14 protein-coding genes are annotated in these 18302 nt (G+C 68.7%); 11 read left to right on the plus strand and 3 right to left on the minus strand.

Annotated elements, in window-relative coordinates:
• Positions 1 to 8 precede the first annotated feature (8 nt).
• Both glpK and ACN6PJ_RS13580 read right to left on the minus strand, forming a co-directional pair.
• Entirely contained in the window at positions 9 to 1535 is a 1527-nt protein-coding gene (gene glpK, locus ACN6PJ_RS13575) for a glycerol kinase GlpK (protein WP_427996390.1), read from the minus strand.
• Entirely contained in the window at positions 1522 to 2976 is a 1455-nt protein-coding gene (locus ACN6PJ_RS13580) for a DHA2 family efflux MFS transporter permease subunit (RefSeq protein ID WP_427996391.1), read from the minus strand. The genes glpK and ACN6PJ_RS13580 overlap by 14 nt, the downstream gene beginning before the upstream one ends.
• 98 nt (positions 2977 to 3074) lie before the next feature.
• Here ACN6PJ_RS13580 and ACN6PJ_RS13585 point away from each other — a divergent pair, with 98 nt between their 5' ends.
• From ACN6PJ_RS13585 to ACN6PJ_RS13600, 4 genes are all read left to right on the plus strand, one after another.
• Positions 3075 to 3263, plus strand: coding sequence for a DUF3460 family protein (locus tag ACN6PJ_RS13585; protein ID WP_008165355.1), 189 nt, complete (start codon positions 3075 to 3077; stop codon positions 3261 to 3263).
• 16 nt (positions 3264 to 3279) lie between these two features.
• A complete protein-coding gene (locus ACN6PJ_RS13590) occupies positions 3280 to 4170 on the plus strand; it encodes a segregation and condensation protein A (RefSeq protein ID WP_059374014.1) in 891 nt (296 codons plus the stop codon).
• A gap of 44 nt (positions 4171 to 4214) precedes the next feature.
• Positions 4215 to 5069, plus strand: a complete 855-nt coding sequence (panC, locus tag ACN6PJ_RS13595; protein ID WP_427996392.1) for a pantoate--beta-alanine ligase — start codon at positions 4215 to 4217, stop codon at positions 5067 to 5069.
• A gap of 115 nt (positions 5070 to 5184) precedes the next feature.
• Positions 5185 to 5535, plus strand: a complete 351-nt coding sequence (locus tag ACN6PJ_RS13600) for a response regulator transcription factor (RefSeq protein ID WP_427996393.1) — start codon at positions 5185 to 5187, stop codon at positions 5533 to 5535.
• Between the two features lie 134 nt (positions 5536 to 5669).
• On the opposite strand, the gene ACN6PJ_RS13605 is transcribed toward ACN6PJ_RS13600, so the two are convergent.
• Complete coding sequence (locus tag ACN6PJ_RS13605; protein ID WP_427996394.1) at positions 5670 to 6440, minus strand: copper resistance protein NlpE N-terminal domain-containing protein; 771 nt, start codon at positions 6438 to 6440, stop codon at positions 5670 to 5672.
• Positions 6441 to 6642: 202 nt separating this feature from the next.
• Here ACN6PJ_RS13605 and ACN6PJ_RS13610 point away from each other — a divergent pair, with 202 nt between their 5' ends.
• The 7 genes from ACN6PJ_RS13610 to ACN6PJ_RS13640 all read left to right on the plus strand — a co-directional run bounded on the left by ACN6PJ_RS13610 (position 6643) and on the right by ACN6PJ_RS13640 (position 18285).
• Positions 6643 to 7491, plus strand: a complete 849-nt coding sequence (locus ACN6PJ_RS13610; RefSeq protein WP_427996395.1) for a prepilin peptidase — start codon at positions 6643 to 6645, stop codon at positions 7489 to 7491.
• A gap of 41 nt (positions 7492 to 7532) precedes the next feature.
• Positions 7533 to 8180 (plus strand): dephospho-CoA kinase, encoded by a 648-nt coding sequence (gene coaE / locus ACN6PJ_RS13615; protein WP_427996396.1) that lies wholly within the window; start codon positions 7533 to 7535, stop codon positions 8178 to 8180.
• Positions 8181 to 8222: 42 nt separating this feature from the next.
• Entirely contained in the window at positions 8223 to 8975 is a 753-nt protein-coding gene (gene zapD / locus ACN6PJ_RS13620; RefSeq protein WP_427996397.1) for a cell division protein ZapD, read from the plus strand.
• 290 nt (positions 8976 to 9265) lie between these two features.
• The gene (locus ACN6PJ_RS13625) at positions 9266 to 10540 is read left to right on the plus strand and encodes an MdtA/MuxA family multidrug efflux RND transporter periplasmic adaptor subunit (RefSeq protein ID WP_427996398.1); all 1275 of its coding nucleotides are present in this window, start codon (positions 9266 to 9268) and stop codon (positions 10538 to 10540) included.
• A gap of 13 nt (positions 10541 to 10553) precedes the next feature.
• Positions 10554 to 13652, plus strand: coding sequence for an MdtB/MuxB family multidrug efflux RND transporter permease subunit (locus ACN6PJ_RS13630; protein WP_427996399.1), 3099 nt, complete (start codon positions 10554 to 10556; stop codon positions 13650 to 13652).
• Positions 13649 to 16762, plus strand: coding sequence for a multidrug efflux RND transporter permease subunit (locus tag ACN6PJ_RS13635; protein ID WP_427996400.1), 3114 nt, complete (start codon positions 13649 to 13651; stop codon positions 16760 to 16762). Before ACN6PJ_RS13630 ends, ACN6PJ_RS13635 begins: the two co-directional genes overlap by 4 nt.
• Positions 16759 to 18285, plus strand: coding sequence for an efflux transporter outer membrane subunit (locus ACN6PJ_RS13640; RefSeq protein ID WP_427996401.1), 1527 nt, complete (start codon positions 16759 to 16761; stop codon positions 18283 to 18285). Before ACN6PJ_RS13635 ends, ACN6PJ_RS13640 begins: the two co-directional genes overlap by 4 nt.
• Positions 18286 to 18302: the final 17 nt, after the last annotated feature.

Consider the following 18302-nt stretch of genomic DNA (forward strand, 5'->3'; position numbering starts at 1 on the left):
CGCCGCCTTTACGTCCCCGCGTTGGCGGACCAGCCCTTGGACAGTTCCACGGCCTGCCGCCAGCGCTTCATCCGGGCGTCGCGCACCGACTGGGGCCAGGTCGGCTCGAAGGTGCGCTCGGCCTGCCATTTCGAGGCGAACTCGTCCTGGCCGGACCAGAAGCCCACCGCCAGGCCGGCCAGGCCGGCGGCGCCCAGTGCGGTGGATTCGGGCACGCGCGGGCGCACCACGGGCACGCCCAGCAGGTCGGCCTGCATCTGCATCAGCAGGTCGTTGCGGGCCGCGCCGCCGTCCACCCGCAGCTCGGTCAGCGCGATGCCGCTGTCGGCGTTCATGCAGGTGAGCAGTTCGGCGCTTTGCAAGGCGATGGATTCGAGCGTGGCGCGGGCGATGTGCGCGCGCGTGGTGCCGCGGGTCAGGCCCACCAGGGTGCCGCGGGCATAGGGATCCCAGTGCGGCGCGCCCAGGCCGGCGAAGGCCGGGACCATGAAGACGTCGTCCGTGCTGGACACGCTGGCGGCCAGGGATTCGATTTCCTCGGAGCGCTGGATGATGCCCAGGCCGTCGCGCAGCCATTGCACGGCCGCGCCCGCCACGAACACGCCGCCTTCCAGCATGTAGGTGGGATTCCAGGCGCCGTTGCCGGACCGGGGCAGGCCCCAGCCGACGGTGGACAGCAGGTTGTTCCGCGATTGCACGGGCTTGTCGCCGACGTTCATCAGCATGAAGCAACCGGTGCCGTAGGTGTTCTTGGCCATGCCGGGCGCGAAGCACGCCTGGCCGAAGGTGGCGGCCTGCTGGTCGCCCGCCACGCCGGCGATGGGAATGGCGCCGCCCAGCCATTCGGGCAGCGCCTCGCCCACCACCGCGCTGCTGGGCGCGATCGCGGGCAGCACGCTGCGGGGAATCTTGAGCAAGGCCAGGATCTCGTCGCTCCAATCCTGGGTGTGCAGGTCGAAGAGCATGGTGCGCGAGGCGTTGCTGGGATCGGTGCTGTGCACCGCGCCGCCGGTCAGTTGCCAGACCAGCCAGGTATCGACCGTGCCGAAGGCCAGTTCGCCGCGGTCCGCCATCTGGCGGGCGCCGGGCACGTGGTCCAGCAGCCAGGCGAGCTTGGTGCCCGAGAAATAGGCGTCCAGCACCAGACCGGTCCGAGATTGCAGGAAATCGGCGTGGCCATCCTGGCGCAGCTGATCGCACATCGGCGCGGTGCGGCGGTCCTGCCAGACGACGGCGCGGGCGAGGGGGCGGCCGGTGGCCCGCTCCCAGATCAGCGTGGTTTCGCGCTGGTTGGTGATGCCGATGGCGGCGATGTCGGCCGCCGTGGCGCCGGCGTTGCGCAGGGCCTCGCGGGCCACGTCCAGCTGGCTGTTCCAGATTTCGCCCGCGTCGTGCTCGACCCAGCCCGGGCGGGGATAGTGCTGGCGGAATTCACGTTGGCCGACGCCGCGCACGACGCCTTCGCGGTCGAATACGATGGCTCGGGAGCTGGTGGTCCCTTGGTCCAGGGCCAGGACAAATTCACTCGTCGTCACTTTGTTTTGCGCCGTTCAGGTGTGCCCCGGCCAGCGGGTCGAGGCGTCCAAAGGAGAAGGTCGAAGCCATGCACAACACGCCGACCACGATGAAGCCGGCGACGACGTCCCGTATCGCCAGCGTCTCGGCGCCGCGCAGGGCCATGCTGATGTTCAGCGTGACCGCGGCCACCCCCACGCCCAGGCTGATGCCGAGCTGCTGCGCCATGGCGGCGAAACTGCTGGCGCGGCTCATCTTGGCCGGGGGAATGTCGGCATAGGTTAGCGTATTTACCCCGGTGAATTGCAGCGAGCGGAAAAATCCGCCGACCAGGAGAATGGCGATCATCAGCCAGACCGGCGTGTCGGGCGTGAAGGCGCCGCAGACCACGATGAACACCCCGGCCAGCACCGCATTTACGGTGAGGACGCGGCGGAAGCCGAAGTACCGGACGATGGGGGTGGCGACGAATTTCATCAGCAGCGCGCCCGCCGCGCTGGCGAAGGTGATCAGCCCCGCGGAGAAGGGCGTGAGGCCGAAGCCCACCTGCAGCAGCATGGCCAGCAGGAAGGGCGTGGCGCCCACGGCGAAGCGGCACAGGTTGCCGCCGAGCGTGGCGATGGCGAAAGTGGGGATCCGCATCAGGGAAAGATCGATGATGGGATGTTCCGTGCGCCGGGCGTGCCAGCCGTACAGCAGTCCGCAGGCGGCGCCCGTGGCGATCAGGCCGAGCAGCATGGGCAGCGGCATCACGTCGCGGCCGATGGCCTCGAAGCCGCTGACCAGCGCCGCCAGGCAGATGGCGCTGAGCAGGAAACCCGGCCAGTCCAGGCTGGGCGTGCCTTCCTCGCGGATTTCCGCCACGTAGCGCAGCACCAGGAAGATACCCAGGACGCCGATGGGGATGTTGATCAGGAAGATCCAGTGCCAGGACATGTAGGTGACCATGAAGCCGCCCAGGGGCGGCCCGATCACCGGTCCCAGCAGGGCGGGGATGGACAGGAAGGACATGGCCTTCAGCAGGTCCTGCTTGGGCACGGTGCGCAGCAGGATGATCCGGCCCACGGGCACCATCATCGCGCCCGCCATCCCCTGGACGATGCGGGCCAGGACCAGCTGCGGCAGATCCTGGGACAGGGCGCAGGCCACGGAACTCAGGGTGAACAGGCCGATGGCGGCCACGAACACCCGCCGGGCGCCGTAGCGGTCGGCCGCCCAGCCGCTGACGGGCACGAAGACCGCCACGGACAGCAGGTAGGAGGTGATGGCCACGTTGAGCCGCACCGGGGCGGATCCCAGCGCCCGCGCCATGGCCGGCAGGGCGGTGGCGACCACCGTGGCGTCCAGCATCTGCATGAACAGGGCGCAGCCTACGATGAAGGGGATCATGCGCGCCGCGCGCAACGCTTCCGGGGTGGGTGACGGCGCGGGATGGGCTGCTGCTGCGGATTCTGCGGACATGGCGGGAGGGGGCGTTGGGTGCCGCGAGATTGTAACGCCGGGGGGTCGGCCGCCGTGAAGTAAACTCCCTACATCCGAAACCCATTGAAATTGGTGTCATGGCGACCAACTACGAATCCGAGATCACCCTTTTCCTGAAAGACTACAAGCAATCGCACCCTGGCACCGAAGAACGCCAGCGCGAAGGCCGCGCCCGTCTTTGGGACAAACCGCAGGACTCGGAACTGCTGGAAGGCTTCCGCGCCGCCCGCGTGCCGCAAAAGCCGTACGTATACCAGGCCGATTGAGTCCATTGCGGCAACCATGGCCCAAAACGCTTCCGTCCCGGGCGACGCCCTGGCCGCGCTAGTGGAACCGCCCGTCGACAGCACTCCCGATACGATCGACAGCGTCGCGTTCGCGCGCCTGTACGGCGAGCCGCTGTTCCAGATGCCCACGGACCTGTACATCCCGCCGGATGCGCTGGAAGTGTTCCTGGAAGCGTTCGAAGGGCCGCTGGACCTGCTGCTCTACCTGATCCGCAAGCAGAACTTCAATGTGCTGGACATCCCCATGGCGGATGTCACGCGGCAGTACCTGTCGTATGTGGAGCAGATCCGCATCCACAACCTGGAGCTGGCCGCCGAGTACCTGCTGATGGCGGCGATGCTCATCGAGATCAAGTCGCGCATGCTGCTGCCGGTCAAGAAGACCGACACCGGCGAAGAGCCCGAGGACCCCCGCGCCGAACTGGTGCGCCGCCTGCTCGAATACGAGCAGATGAAGCTGGCGGCCCAGAAACTGGACGCGATGCCGCAGCTGGGCCGCGACTTCGTCAGCAGCCAGGCGGTGGCCGATCTGAGCGTGGAGCGCATGCTGCCGGAAGTCAGCGTGGACGACCTGCGCGCGGCCTGGGCCGACATCATGAAGCGGGCCAAGCTGAACCAGCACCATCACATCACGCGCGAACAGCTATCCGTGCGCGACCACATGACGCACATCCTGCGGCGCCTGAACGACGTGCGCTTCATGGAGTTCGGCGACCTGTTCATGGAACGCGTCCGAGAAGGCGCGCCCGCGGCGGTGGTCGTCGTGCATTTCATCGCCATGCTGGAGCTGGCCCGCGAATCGCTCCTCGAGATCACGCAGGCGGAGCCCTACGCGCCCATCTACGTCCGCCTGGCCTATACCAGCGTGGCGGCGGTCGCGGCCTGAGCCCGGCAGGGCCAGGAAACGCCGTCCATCCCCGGAGAGTCCCCTTGAAAGTCGTACACACCATCCAGGAATTGCGAGATCACCTGCGCGGGCAGAACCGCGTGTCGTTCGTGCCCACCATGGGCAACCTGCACGAAGGCCACCTGGCGCTGATGAAGCTTGCGCGCCAGCATGGCGATCCGGTGGTGGCCAGCATTTTCGTGAACCGGCTGCAGTTCGGCCCCAACGAAGACTTCGACCAGTACCCGCGCACCCTGGCGGCCGACATCGAGAAACTCGAACGGGAACGCGACGTCTACGTGCTGTTCGCGCCGAACGAGCGCGAAATGTATCCCGAGCCGCAGAATTTCCGCGTGCAGCCTCCGGACGACCTGGGCGACATCCTCGAGGGCGAGTTCCGCCCCGGATTCTTCGAAGGCGTCAGCACCGTGGTGCTGAAGCTGTTTTCCTGCGTGCAGCCGCGCGTGGCCGTGTTCGGGAAGAAGGACTACCAGCAGCTGATGGTGGTGCGCAATATGTGCCGCCAGTTCCAGCTGCCCGTGGAGGTGCTGGCGCACGAAACCGTGCGCGCCGATGATGGTCTGGCGCTGTCCTCGCGCAACCGCTACCTGAGCGATGCCGACCGCGCCGAGGCGCCCGCGCTGTACGGCGCGCTGCAGCGCCTGGGCCAGCGCCTGGCGCAGGGCGAACGCGACGCCGCCGCGCTGGAGCGGGAGGCGGTGGAGGGCCTGGCCCGGCGCGGGTGGCAGGTGGACTACGTCGCTCTGCGCCGCCAGCGCGACCTGAAGCGTCCCGAAGCCGCCGACCTGCAGGCCGGCGAACCCTTGGTGGCGCTGGCTGCCGCCAAGCTGGGCAGCACCCGCCTGATCGACAACCTGGAGTTGGCCTACACGGCCTGACGCCACGCCGGGGAGGAGGGCGTTTATGTCCCTCCCCTGGCAGAATTGCCAGCTTCCCGCAGTTGGCCCGGCGGGGCAGACTCGCTGCAATCTTACATTGCAGGAGACCTGCCTCATGAGAGTTCCCCGCTCCGACCTCGAAGCCGTCCTGTCGTCCCTGACGCCGCGCGAACGGCAGATCGTCGCCTATGTGGCGGCCGGCAGTCCCAACAAGGTCATCGCCATCGACCTGGGGATCTCGCTGCGCACCGTCGAGGCCCACCGCGCCCGCATCTTCGCCAAGCTCGACGCCCGCAACGCCATGCAGCTGGCGTGCAGGCTGTGCGCCCACGGGCGCTCGGGCGCATCGCCCGTGCCGGGCAGCCGCTGCCAGAAGAGCGTCCCGCTTGCCCCCGCCGCCACAATGCATGAATCGCCGCAGCCCGAATACGGCCAGCCGCGGGCGGGATCTGGCGCCGAGGCATGATGTCCGTTCCCATCCTCATCCCCGCGCGGCCGGCCGGGCATCGCGCGCCCAAAAGCATCGGGCCTGGCGAACGGCCGGTTCGCCAGGCCCGGGGCCTGCGCATCAGGTCGGCGGCGCCTGGCCGCCGCCGGGAATCAAGGGCACTTCGGCGCGCTTGCCTTGGCCAGCTCGTCGATCGGGTCCAGATCGGGCTGGCGGGTCAGGTTGTAGTTGAGGTTGGGCGTCTTGCCGCCTATGGACCGCACGCGCAGCACGTTGTTGGCGGCCACCAGGAATTCCACCCGGGCATTGCCCTGCCCGTCCATCAGGATGACGCGCGGCGGGCGTTCGTCGGTGGCGTCCCAGCAGCCCTGTTCGGCAACCGGCGGGCCCTTCTTGGGATCGTCTTCCAGGTAGGCCGTGCGGCCGCGCCAGCGGCCATTGGGGGCCAGCGTCAGCGTGACGCGCTGCGCCGTGCACTGCATCGCGGGGGAGAAGCACGGCAGCGTGCCCATGTAGGTTTGCGGCTGGGGCACCAGGTTGTGCACCGCGGCGTTGGGCACGGGCGCGGGAGCGGCCGGGGCGGAGCCGCCGCCGGAGCCGCTGCCTTCGGTGTTTTCAGGCACGGCCTGGCCGTCTTCCGTGGTCTGCGCGCCGGCGGCCGCCTGCTGGGCCTGGTTCTGCGGCTTGCGGGCGTCGGGCTTGAGCGCGATCTGCACCTGCGAGGGCGCGCGGATGACGCTGCGGTAGCCGGCGCCGGATCCCTGGTACTGCGCGTCGGTTACGGTGCTTTCCACCGGGGGGTCGTAATAGCCTTCCGTTTTCTGCTGGGCGCAGCCTGCCGCGCCCAATGCGGCGCCCGCCAGCAGCAGCCCCATGACGCTGAGTTTGCGGGGGCGGGTAACGATGTCGACGCGCGCGGTCATGGCAGCTTATCCGTGAATTGAGTCCGTCTCCGATTTTACGCACTTATGCGAAGATTCGGTACGTTCCCTTAGCCGCTCTTGGGCGCAGCCCGCACTTTATGCACAATTTACGACAAGACCGCCCGCGGCCCGTCTTCCATTGCGTTCCCGGCCGCGGGGGCGCTGCGCCGGCGCGCGCGCGCCGTCCGCGCGGATGACGGCGATGCGGCACGTCTTCGATCTCCCCCTGGGCCTGTTCATCGGCCTGGCGGCGTTGGCGGGGCTGGCTGTCGGCAACTGGCTGACGACCCTGACCCACCGGCTGCCGCGCATGATGGAACAGGAATGGCAGGCGCAATGCCAGGAGGCGGCGGGCAAGGCGCGCTCCGCGAGCCGCTACGGTCTGTTGTCGCCGGTCTCGCATTGCCCGGCGTGCGAAGCGCCCGTATCCGGCTGGCGGCGCCTGCCTCTGCTGGGCTGGCTGTTGCTGCGGGGGCGCTGCGCCGCCTGCGGGGCGGCGATAGGCTGGCGCTACCCCGCCATCGAACTGCTGACCGGCGCGCTGTTCGCCGCCTGCGCCTGGCGTTTCGGCGCCACGCCCCTCGCGTTGTGCGCCATGGGCCTGTCCGCCGCGCTGGTGGCCCTGGCATGGATCGACTTCGAATCCACCCTGCTGCCCGACGCGCTGACGCAGCCGCTGCTGTGGGCGGGCCTGCTCGTCAATTTTTCCGACGCCTTCGCCAGTGTGCGGATGGCGGTGGCCGGCGCCGTGGCGGGCTACGTCTTCCTGTGGGTTATCTTTCATGTATTCCGCCTGCTGACCGGGCGCGAGGGCATGGGCTACGGCGACTTCAAGCTGCTGGCCGCCCTGGGCGCGTGGTTCGGCGTCGAGGCCTTGCCGGTGCTGCTGCTGAGCGCATCGCTGCTGGGCGTGCTGATCGGCGGGCTGCTGACGCTCAGCGGGCGCGCCAGCCGCGGGCAACCGCTGCCTTTTGGCCCGTATCTGGCGCTGGCGGGCATCGTGACGCTGCTGGCGGGCGGCCAGCAGGGCATCTGGGAATGGTGGGGTTAGCGCGGCTGGCGCGCGCCACCGGGCAACACAGGATGGGCGGTATGTTCAAGATCGGGCTGACGGGCGGTATCGGATCGGGCAAGACCCGCGTGGCGGACATGCTCGCGGAGTGGGGCGCGTCGCTCGTCGACACCGACGAGATCGCGCGCATGCTGACCGCCGCGAACGGCGCCGCCATGCCGGCGATCGAGCGCGAGTTCGGCGCGCGGGCGCTGACGCCCGACGGCGCGCTGGACCGCGCATGGATGCGCGAGCAGGCGTTCTCGGATCCGCAGGTGCGCCTGCGGCTGGAAGCCGTGTTGCACCCCGCCATCGGGCAGGAGACCGAGCGCCAGGCCCGCGCGGCCACCGGGTCTTACCTGGTCTTCGTCGTGCCTTTGCTGGTGGAGTCGCTGCCGCGCTGGCGTCCGCGCCTGGACCGCATCTGCGTGGTGGATTGCGATCCCGACACGCAGGTGGCCCGGGTGCGCTCGCGCAGCGGGCTGACGGAGCCGGCCATCAGGCGTATCATGGCGGCACAGGCTGCGCGGGCAAGCCGGCTGGAGGTCGCCGACGACGTCATCGTCAATGATGGCGCGACCACGCCGGAACAATTGCGCGCGCAGGCGAAGACCCTGCATGAACGCTGGCTGGCGCTGGCGAGCACGACGGGCCGGCAAGCCCAGGGCCAGGCCGGCACCCCTGAATAACATTGGCCTGCCGGCCAACCACAGATGGGCCTGTAAAAAAGCGTGATTGTTTACGAATACCCCTTCAATGAGCGCATCCGCGCTTATCTGCGGCTGGAATTCCTGTTCGACAGGTTGTTTTTCTTTGCTCGCGAGGGAGATTCACGCCAACACCAGGTTGCCGTCACCTCCCTGTTCGATCTGCTCGACGCCTGCGAGCGCACCGACGTCAAGGGGGCGCTCCTGCAAGACCTGGAGCGCCAGCGCCTGGCGCTGGTCGGGCTGCGGGACCATCCCGGCGTGGCGCAGGATGCGCTGGAAGCGATGCTGCGCGACATGGAAAAGGTGACCACCGCGCTGGCCGCTCCCGGCAAGACCGGCCAATCCCTGCGTGAAAACGAATGGCTGACCAGCCTGCGCGGGCGCCTGTCCGTGCCGGGCAGCGCCACGCAGGTCGACATGCCGTCGTACTTCGCCTGGCAGAACAAATCCGAGGCCGCCCGCTGCGCGGACCTGCAATCCTGGGTGGCGCCGTTCATCCCCCTCTACGATGGGCTGACCCTGGCGCTGCGCCTGCTGCGCGAGTCCGGCCGCAAGACCGACATCGTGGCGGAGCAGGGCGCCTACCAGCAGATGCTGGGCGGCAAGCAGTTCCAGCTGCTGCGGGTCTGGCTGGATCCGTCCCAGGGGGTGTTTCCAGAGATCAGCGCCAATAAGTACATGATCTGGATACGTTTTTCCACCCAGGACGGCGAATTCAAGCCCCAGCAGGTCGCGCGCGACGTCGGCTTCCAGATGACGTTGTGCAACTCGTAGGATGGGTGAAGCGCGAGAGTTCTTAAGGAAGAACTCGAATATCGAACGCGCGTAACCCATCAGGCGGCGCAAGCCGCCGTTTTTCGTGGCAAGCGCAAATGCCGGCTTGCGCCGGCCGATGGGTTACGCGCGTTCAGCAATAGCGTTCTTCCTTAAGAACTCTCGCGCTCCACCCATCCTACACCGCCCTGATTCCTGTTGCGGCAAGTTTCAACCGCGGGCCGAGGTGCTGGAAACCGGGACGGTCTAGTAGACAATACGGCTTTCCCCGCCAGTGTCAGAACCGTTCCATGTCTGAAAGCCGCCCTGTCTCTCCTTCCGCCAGCCGGACCCGCCGCCGCCTAGCCGGCCTGGCGGTGTTGTTGCTTGTCGTGGCGGGCATTGCCTGGCTGGTCCTGCGGCCCTCGGCCAAGCCGGGAGGCGCGGGCGGGCCCGGCGGGCGTTCCGGAGGCCGGCCGCCGGCGGGGGCCATGGCGAGCATGGCGGTGCCGGTGCGCATCGCCACGGCCACCCAGCAGGACATCGACATCTACCTGAAATCGCTGGGCACCGTCACCGCCTACAACACGGTTACCGTCCGCAGCCGGGTCAGCGGGGAACTGGTGGACGTCGCCTTCCAGGAAGGCCAGCGCGTGAAGGCCGGCGACCTGCTGGCGCAAGTGGACCCGCGCGCCTTCCAGGTGGCGCTGGACCAGGCGCGCGGCACGCAGATGCAGAACCTGGCCCAGCTGGAGAACGCGCGCCGCGACCTCCAGCGCTACCAAGCCCTGTTCAAGCAGGATTCGATCGCCAAGCAGCAGGTCGATACGCAGGCGGCGCTGGTGCGCCAGTACGAGGGCACCGTCAAGAGCGACCAGGCCAATGTGGACAATGCCCGCCTGCAACTGGACTACGCGCGCATCACGGCCCCCATCAGCGGCCGCCTGGGCCTGCGCCAGGTGGACCGGGGCAACCTGGTGTCCAGCTCGGATGCGAACGGCCTGGTGGTGATCACCCAGACCCAGCCGATTTCGGTCGTGTTCACGCTGCCCGAGACCCAACTGCCCGAAGTGCGCGCCGAGATCGCCGCGGGCAAGACGCTGGCCGTCGACGCCTATGACCGCGCCGACACCCGGCGCATCGCCACGGGCCAGTTGGAAACGTTGGATAACCAGATCGACGTGACCACCGGCACCCTGAAAATGAAGGCCCGTTTCGACAACGCGGACGATGCGCTTTTCCCGAACCAGTTCGTCAACGTGCGCCTGCACGTGCTGACGCGCAAGGACGTCACGGCCATCCCCACCGCCGCCATCCAGCAGGGCTCGGCCGGCGCCTTCGTGTTCCTGGTGCAGCCGGATGACACGGTCCAGGTGCGCCAGGTGAAGCTGGGCGCGATCAACAATGGCATGGTGGCGGTCAACGAAGGCCTGCAGCCCGGCGACCGGGTGGTCGTCGAAGGCACCGACCGCCTGCGCACGGGCGCCAAGGTGGAGGTGGTGGGCGGCGCGGACGTGATCCCGGCCACCCGCGACAAGACGCTCGGCGCCGGCGCCCCGGCCGGCACCACGCCGCCGTCCAAGTAAGCCAGGAAACGCCGTGAGTCCGTCGCGCCTGTTCATTCTGCGTCCGGTGGCCACCACCCTGTCCATGGTGGCCATCCTGATCGCGGGCTTCATCGCCTACCGGCTGCTGCCCGTTTCGGCCCTGCCCGAAGTGGACTATCCGACGATACAGGTGGTGACGCTGTACCCCGGGGCCAGTCCCGACGTGATGACCTCGCTGGTCACCTCCCCGCTGGAGCGGCAGTTCGGGCAGATGCCGGGCCTGAACCAGATGTCGTCCACCAGTTCGGGCGGCGCGTCGGTCATCACGCTGCAGTTCAATCTCAGCCTGCCGCTGGACGTGGCCGAGCAGCAGGTGCAGGCGGCCATCAACGCCGCGTCGAACCTGCTGCCCAGCGACCTGCCGGTGCCGCCCACCTACAACAAGGTGAATCCGGCGGACGCGGCGGTGCTGACCCTGGCGATCACCTCGCCCACCATGCCGCTGCCGCAGGTGCGCGACCTGGTCGATACGCGGGTGGCTCAGAAGCTGTCGCAGATTCCCGGCGTGGGCCTGGTCAGCGTGGCGGGCGGGCAGCGGCCCGCGGTGCGGGTGCAGGTGAATCCGCAGGCGCTGGCGGCCAACGGCCTGTCGCTGTCGGACCTGCGCACCGCCATCGTCGGCGCCAACGTCAACCAGCCCAAGGGCAACCTGGACGGCCCGCAGCGCTCCACCACCATCAACGCCAACGATCAGCTCAAGACGCCTACCGACTACAACGACCTGATCATCGCGTACAAGAACAACGCGCCGCTGCGCCTGTCCGACGTGGCGCGCGCGGTGGAAGGGGCCGAGGACACGCGGCAGGCGGCCTGGGCCGGCGACCAGCCCGCCATCCTGCTCAACATCCAGCGCCAGCCCGGCGCCAACGTGATCGACGTGGTCGACCGGATCCAGGCGCTGCTGCCGCAGCTGCGCGCCGCCTTGCCCGCCACGCTGGACGTGGCCGTGGTGTCCGACCGCACCCAGACCATCCGCGATTCGGTCGCCGACGTGCAGTTCGAAATGCTGCTGGCCGTGGCGCTGGTGGTCATGGTGACCTTCGTGTTCCTGCGCAGCCTGACGGCCACGCTGATCCCCAGCGTGGTGGTGCCGCTGTCGCTGGTGGGCACCTTCGGCATCATGTACCTGGCCGGTTTCTCCATCAACAACCTGACCCTGATGGCGCTGACCATCGCCACCGGTTTCGTGGTGGACGACGCCATCGTCATGATCGAGAACATCGCGCGCCACATCGAAGAGGGCGAAACGCCGTTGCAGGCGGCGCTGAAGGGCGCCGCGCAGATCGGCTTCACCCTGATCTCGCTGACGTTCTCGCTGATCGCCGTGCTGATCCCGCTGCTCTTCATGACGGAGGTGGTGGGGCGGCTGTTCCGCGAGTTCGCGATCACGCTGGCCGTGTCCATCCTGATCTCCCTGGTGGTGTCGCTGACCTTGACCCCCATGATGTGCGCGCGCCTGCTGCGCGCCGAGTCCGAACAGAAGCACGGCCGCTTCCACCAGGTCACCGGCGCGTTCATCGACCGGGTCATCGCCGGCTACGACCGCTGGCTGCAGGTCGTGCTGCGGCATCAGCCTCTGACGCTGCTGGTGGCGCTGGCGACGTTCGCGCTGACCGCGCTGCTCTATCTGGCGATACCCAAGGGCTTCTTCCCGCAACAGGACACCGGCCTGATCCAGGCGATCACCCAGGCGCCGCAATCCATTTCGTTCAAGGCGATGGCCGAGCGCCAGCAGGCGGCGGCGCGCCTGGTGCTGCAGGATCCCGACGTGCAGGCCGTGTCCTCCTTCATCGGCGTGGACGGCAGCAACGCCACGCTCAGCGCGGGGCGGCTGCAGATCGCGCTCAAGCCGCAGGCCGAGCGCGACGGGGACCTGCGCGCTGTGATGGCTCGCCTGGACGAGGCCCTGGCCGGGCAGGACGGCCTCACGGTCTACATGCAGCCGGTCCAGGACCTGACCATCGAAGACCGCGTGAGCCGCACGCAGTACCAGATGACGCTGTCCAACCCCGACCTGAAGGTGCTGAGCGAATGGACGCCCAAGCTGGTGGACCGCCTGCGCCAGGTGCCGGGCCTGAAGGACGTGACCGACGACCTGCAGGACGACGGCCTCCAGACCTGGGTCGAGATCGACCGCGACGCGGCTTCGCGGCTGGGCATCACGGCGGCGGTGATCGACGAGGCGCTCTACAACGCCTTCGGCCAGCGGCTGATCTCCACCATCTTCACGCAATCCAACCAGTACCGCGTGGTGCTGGAGGTGCAGCCGCAGTTCCAGATGACGCCGGCCTCGCTGGGGCAGATCCACGTGCCCACTTCGGCGGGCGGCCAGGTGCCGCTGTCGTCCGTGGCGCACATTTCGGAAGGCAAGACCGTGCTGGCCGTGAACCGGCTGGACCAGTTCCCCATGGTGACGGTGTCGTTCAACCTGGCGCCGGGCGCGTCCCTGTCCGGCGCGGTCGAGGCCATCACCGCGGCCGAGGCCGAGATCGGCCTGCCCGCGGGCGTCGAGACGCGCTTCCAGGGCGCGGCGCTGGCGTTCCAGAATTCGCTGTCCAGCACGCTGTGGCTGATCCTGGCGGCCGTGGTCACGATGTACATCGTGCTGGGCGTGCTGTACGAGAGCTACATCCACCCGATCACCATCCTGTCGACGCTGCCCTCGGCCGGGGTCGGCGCGCTGCTGGCGCTGTTGATCAGCGGCACCGAGCTCGACATGATCGGCATCATCGGCATCATCCTGCTCATCGGCATCGTGAAGAAGAACGCGATCATGATGATCGACTTCGCGCTGGACGCGGAGCGCAAGCGCGGCCTGAGCCCGCGCGAGGCCATCCATGAGGCGGCGCTGCTGCGCTTCCGCCCGATCCTGATGACGACGCTGGCCGCCCTGTTCGGCGCGCTGCCGCTGATGCTGTCTTCCGGCACGGGCGCGGAGCTGCGCCAGCCGCTGGGCCTGGTGATGGTGGGCGGCCTGCTGCTGTCGCAGGTGCTGACGCTGTTCACCACGCCGGTCATCTACCTGATGTTCGACCGCATGTCGCGCCGCTGGCGCGGCGCGCGCGCGGCCTCGGCGGAGGATGCGTCATGATCCTGTCGGCGCCCTTCATCGTCCGGCCGGTGGCGACCACGCTGCTGAGCCTGGCGGTCGTGCTGGCAGGCCTGCTGTCTTTCTTCCTGCTGCCCGTGGCGCCGCTGCCGCAGGTGGACATCCCCACCATTTCGGTCTCGGCCAGCCTGCCCGGCGCCAGCCCGGAAACCATGGCGTCCAGCGTGGCCACGCCGCTGGAGCGGTCGCTCGGCAGCATTGCCGGCGTGACCGAAATGACGTCCAACAGCTCGCAGGGATCCACCCGCATCACGCTGCAGTTCGATCTCTCCCGCGACATCAACGGCGCCGCCCGGGACGTGCAGGCGGCGATCAACGCGGCGCGCTCGCTGCTGCCGACCGGGCTGCGCAGCAACCCCACCTATCACAAGTCCAACCCCTCGGACGCGCCCATCATGACGCTGGCGCTGACCTCCGATACGCTCAGCCAGGGCCAGCTCTACGACATCGCTTCCACCATCGTGGCGCAGAAGCTGTCGCAGGTGGACGGCGTGGGCGAGGTGACGGTGGGCGGCAGTTCGCTGCCCGCCGTGCGCGTCACCGTGCTGCCCGGCGCCCTGGCCAACCGCGGCGTGTCGCTGGACGAGCTGCGCGCGACGCTGGCCAATGCCAACGCCAACCGTCCCAAGGGCGTGCTGGAGAACGACCGCTACCACTGGCAGATCATGGTCAGCGACCAGCTCAGCCGCGCCGAGCAGTACCGGCCGCTGATCGTGGCCTGGCGCGACGGCGCGCCCGTGCGGGTGTCGGACGTGGCCCGCGTGGAGGATTCGGTCGAGGACCTGTACCAGACCGGCTTCTTCAACGACCGCAAGGCCATCCTGATGATCGTGCGGCGCCAGGCCGACGCCAACATCATCGAGGCGGTGGACGCGGTGCGCGCGCAGCTGCCCGTCCTGCAGGCGCTCATGCCGGCCGACGTGAACATGACGGTGGCGCAGGACCGCACGCCCAGCATCCGGGCATCGCTGCACGAGGCGGAGCTGACGCTGATCATCGCGGTGGGCCTGGTGGTGCTGGTGGTGCTGCTGTTCCTGCGGCGCTGGCGCGCGGCCATCATTCCCAGCGTGGCGGTGCCGGTATCGCTCATCGGCACCTTCTGCATCATGTACCTGTGCGGCTTCACGCTGAACACCATTTCGCTGATGGCGCTGATCGTGGCGACGGGATTCGTGGTGGACGACGCCATCGTGGTGCTCGAGAACATCATGCGCCATGTCGAGCGCGGCATGTCGCCGATGCGGGCGGCGCTGCGCGGTTCGCGCGAGGTCGGTTTCACCGTGCTGTCCATGAGCCTGTCGCTCGTGGCGGTGTTCATTCCGATCCTGCTGATGGGCGGCGTGGTCGGTCGCCTGTTCCGGGAGTTCGCGGTCACCCTGTCGGCCGCGATCCTGGTGTCGCTGGTGGTGTCGCTGACCCTGACTCCCATGATGTGCGCGCGCCTGCTGCGCAACGAACCCGAGGAAGAACGGCCGCCCGGCAGGCTGGCGCGCTGGTCGGAGCGCGGCTTCGAGGCCATGCTGGGCGGCTACCGGCGCTCGCTGCGCTGGGCGCTGGAGCACGGCCGGCTGATGATGCTGACGCTGGCGATCGCCGTCGGGCTCAACGTCTACCTGTACACGGCGGTGCCCAAGGGCTTCTTCCCGCAGCAGGACACGGGCCAGCTGCTGGGCTTTTTCCGCGTGGACCAGGGCACCTCGTTCCAGGCCACCGTGCCCAAGCTGGACGCGCTGCGCAAAGTGGTGCTGGCGGACCCGGCGGTGCAGAGCATGACGGGCTATGCCGGCGGTCGCGGCGGCAGCAACAGCAGCTTCATGCAGATCCAGCTCAAGCCCCTGGCAGAGCGCAAGGTGTCGGCGGACGTGGTCATCAACCGCCTGCGCGGCAAGCTGCAGAACATGCCGGGCGCGCGCATGTTCCTGGTGTCGCAGCAGGACATCCGCATCGGCGGACGCCAGAGCCAGGGTTCGTACGACTACACGCTGATGTCGGGCGACCTGCAGCTGCTGCGCACCTGGATGCCGAAGGTGCAGCAGGCCATGGCGAAGATTCCCGAGATCACGGACGTGGACACGGACGTCGAGGACAAGGGCCGCCAGATCAACCTGGTGATCGACCGCGAGGCTGCTACGCGGCTGGGCGTGAGCATGTCCACGATCTCCACCGTGCTGAACAATTCGTTCAGCCAGCGCCAGGTGTCGGTGATGTATGGGCCGCTGAATCAGTACCACGTGGTGTTGGGGGTGGACCCGAAGTTCGCGCAGGACATCGAATCGCTCCGGCAGGTCGAGGTCATTACGGCGGCGGGCGCGCGCGTGCCGCTGTCGGCGTTCACGCGCCTGGAAAACGGGAACGCGCCGCTCAGCGTGCAGCACCAGGGCCTGTTCGTGGCCGACACGGTATCGTTCAGCCTGGCGCCCGGCGTATCGCTGGGCCAGGCCACCAGCGCCATCGATGCCGCGGTGGCGCGCATCGGCCTGCCTTCGGACCAGATCCAGGCGGGCTTCCAGGGCACGGCCGCGGCCCTGCAGCAGACCTTGGCGCAGCAACCCTGGCTGATCCTGGCGGCGCTGGTCACCATGTATATCGTGCTGGGCATCCTGTACGAGAGCTTCGTGCATCCGCTGACCATCCTGTCCACCCTGCCATCGGCGGGGCTGGGCGCGCTGCTGGCGCTGCTGCTGGTGCGCTACGACTTCACGCTGATCGCGCTGATCGGGGTTTTCCTGCTGATCGGGATCGTCAAGAAAAACGCCATCATGATGGTGGACTTCGCGCTGGAGGCCGAGCGGGGCCAGGGCATGAGCCCGCGCGAGGCCATCTTCCAGGCCTGCCTGACGCGCTTTCGCCCGATCATGATGACGACCATGGCGGCCATATTCGGCGCGCTGCCGCTCGTGCTGGCCTCCGGCGCGGGCGTCGAGATGCGCCAGCCGCTCGGCATTACCATCGTGGGCGGTCTGGTCCTGAGCCAGATCCTCACGCTGTACACCACGCCCGTGGTCTATCTTTACCTGGACCGTTTCCGCCTGTGGGCCGCGCGCGGGCGCGCCCGCAGGAACGGACCCGCCGCTTCCATAGAACAATCATGATGCGCAACGCCAAGCTTTTTCCGTATGCCTTTCTGCCTCGCGCCCTTGCCGCCGCGGCGCTGTGCGCGCTGCTGGGCGCCTGCGCCGTCGGTCCCGACTACCAGCGTCCGGCGCTGGACGTGGGGGCGGCCTACAAGGAAGGGCAGGGCGAGGTCGAAGGCTGGAAGCCCGCCAGGCCGCGGGACGAGGCCGACCGCGGCGAGTGGTGGCGGGTCTATGACGACGCCACGCTGGACGGGCTGGTGGCGCGCCTGAACGCCTCGAACCAGACCATCGCGCAGGCCGAGGCCAATTACCGGCAGGCGTTGGGACTGGTGCGCGGCGCGCGCGCCGGCTTCTTCCCGACGGTGGGCGCGGGCGCGGGCATGACGCGCTCGGGCAGCGGCCAGGGAGGCTCGACTTCCTCGTCCGGCAGCAATGTGTCGAACCAGTATTCGTTGACGGGCAGCGTCAGCTGGGAAGTGGACCTGTGGGGCCGCGTGCGCCGCAGCGTGGAATCCTCGGAGGCCAGCGCCGCGGCCAGCCTGGCCGACCTCGGCGCCACGCGCCTGAGCGCGCAGGCCGCGCTGGTGCAGTCCTATCTGCAATTGCGGGTGCTGGACGAACAGAAACGCCTGCTGGACGCTACGGTGGCGGCATACGAGAAGTCCCTGGAGTTGACCCAGAACCGTTATGCCGTGGGCGTGGCGGGCCAGGCCGACGTGGCGGTGGCGCGCACGCAGCTGGAAAGCACGCGCGCGCAATCCATAGACCTCGATTGGCAGCGCGGGCAGCTCGAGCACGCCATCGCCGTGCTCATGGGCCAGGCCCCCTCCCAATTCAGCCTGCCGCCCACGGCGTTCGCGTTGCGCCTGCCGCAGATCCCGGTGGGCCTGCCCTCCGAACTGCTCGAGCGCCGCCCGGACGTGGCGGCCGCGGAGCGTCGCGCGGCGGCGGCCAACGCGCAGATCGGCGTGGCCCAGGCCGCATGGTTCCCCAGTCTGATCCTGTCGGCCGACGGGGGCTTTCGCAATGGCCAGTTCGCCGATCTGCTGACCGCCCCGGCCCGTTTCTGGTCGCTGGGGCCGGCGCTGGCCTTGACGATATTCGACGGCGGCGCGCGCGAGGCCCAAGTCGAGCAGGCCCGCGCGTCCTACGATGCGCAGGCCGCGGCGTACCGCCAGGCGGCGCTGACCGGGCTGCGTGAAGTCGAGGACTACCTGATCCAGCTGCGCGTGATGGAAAACGAGCAGATCGTGCAGCGGCGCGCGCTCGAGTCCGCGCGCGAATCGCTGCGGCTGATCCAGAACCAGTACAAGGCCGGCCTGGTCGACTACCTGAGCGTGGCCGTCGTGGACGCCACGGCGCTCAGCAGTGAACGCAATGCGCTGAGCCTGCTGGGCAACCGCCTCGCCGCGAGCGTGAACCTGATCGTGGCGCTGGGCGGCGGCTGGGATCCCCAGGCGCCCGCGGCGCCGGCGCAAACCCAGGCCCGAACCGAGACCCCAGCCCCGGCAGGGACGGCGGCGCCCGCGCGGCCTTGAGCGCCGCCGCGCCGGAG

This window comes from Achromobacter sp., assembly GCF_050285585.1.
Taxonomy (GTDB): domain Bacteria; phylum Pseudomonadota; class Gammaproteobacteria; order Burkholderiales; family Burkholderiaceae_B; genus Achromobacter.

Coding starts and splice junctions, on each gene's coding strand:
- ACN6PJ_RS13610 (WP_427996395.1), top strand. CDS start 6,643: ATGCGGCACGTCTTCGATCTCCCCCTGGGCCTGTTCATCGGCCTGGCG.
- ACN6PJ_RS13625 (WP_427996398.1), top strand. CDS start 9,266: ATGTCTGAAAGCCGCCCTGTCTCTCCTTCCGCCAGCCGGACCCGCCGC.
- ACN6PJ_RS13635 (WP_427996400.1), top strand. CDS start 13,649: ATGATCCTGTCGGCGCCCTTCATCGTCCGGCCGGTGGCGACCACGCTG.
- ACN6PJ_RS13580 (WP_427996391.1), bottom strand. CDS start 2,976: ATGTCCGCAGAATCCGCAGCAGCAGCCCATCCCGCGCCGTCACCCACC.
- ACN6PJ_RS13590 (WP_059374014.1), top strand. CDS start 3,280: ATGGCCCAAAACGCTTCCGTCCCGGGCGACGCCCTGGCCGCGCTAGTG.
- ACN6PJ_RS13585 (WP_008165355.1), top strand. CDS start 3,075: ATGGCGACCAACTACGAATCCGAGATCACCCTTTTCCTGAAAGACTAC.
- ACN6PJ_RS13600 (WP_427996393.1), top strand. CDS start 5,185: ATGAGAGTTCCCCGCTCCGACCTCGAAGCCGTCCTGTCGTCCCTGACG.
- ACN6PJ_RS13605 (WP_427996394.1), bottom strand. CDS start 6,440: ATGACCGCGCGCGTCGACATCGTTACCCGCCCCCGCAAACTCAGCGTC.
- ACN6PJ_RS13640 (WP_427996401.1), top strand. CDS start 16,759: ATGATGCGCAACGCCAAGCTTTTTCCGTATGCCTTTCTGCCTCGCGCC.
- coaE (WP_427996396.1), top strand. CDS start 7,533: ATGTTCAAGATCGGGCTGACGGGCGGTATCGGATCGGGCAAGACCCGC.